This window comes from Bartonella sp. MR168JLCBS (assembly GCF_042194175.1).
Window position 1 is genome coordinate 1 of sequence record NZ_JBHIMP010000647.1, and the last position, 510, is coordinate 510.

Here is a 510-nt window from a genome sequence, read left to right on the forward strand (position 1 = left end):
GGTTGAAGAGATTAAAGTCTTTCTTTCTTCTGCTACAACAGAAGAAAAGCGATTGACAGAGAACTTTGAGAGAGCTCTTTCAACACTCCCGAATATTCCATTGGATGATGTTCCATTGGGTAAAGATGGAAGTGATAATGTTGTTATTCGACATTTTGGTACACCTGCGATGTTTGATTTTACACCAAAGGAACACTTTGATCTTGGTCAAAATCTCAAGCAGATGGATTTTGAGCGGGCAAGCCGTTTGTCGGGTGCACGTTTCACAGTGCTTTCAGGGGCATTGGCCCGGCTTGAACGCGCATTGGGTCAATTTATGATTGATGTGCATGTTGATGAACATGGTTATACAGAAGTTTCGGTACCTCTTCTTGTTCGTGATGAGATTGTTTATGGAGCAGCTCAGTTGCCGAAATTTGCTGACGATCTCTTTCGGACGACAGATGGTCGGTGGCTTATTTCTACAGCAGAAGTACCGTTAACCAATTTGGTAAACAATGAAATTCTTGA

At 42.2% G+C, this 510-nt stretch carries 1 pseudogene; it reads left to right on the forward strand.

Annotated elements, in window-relative coordinates:
• Window positions 1-510, forward strand: a pseudogene (locus ACFIK8_RS13190) (serine--tRNA ligase); the annotation flags it as partial.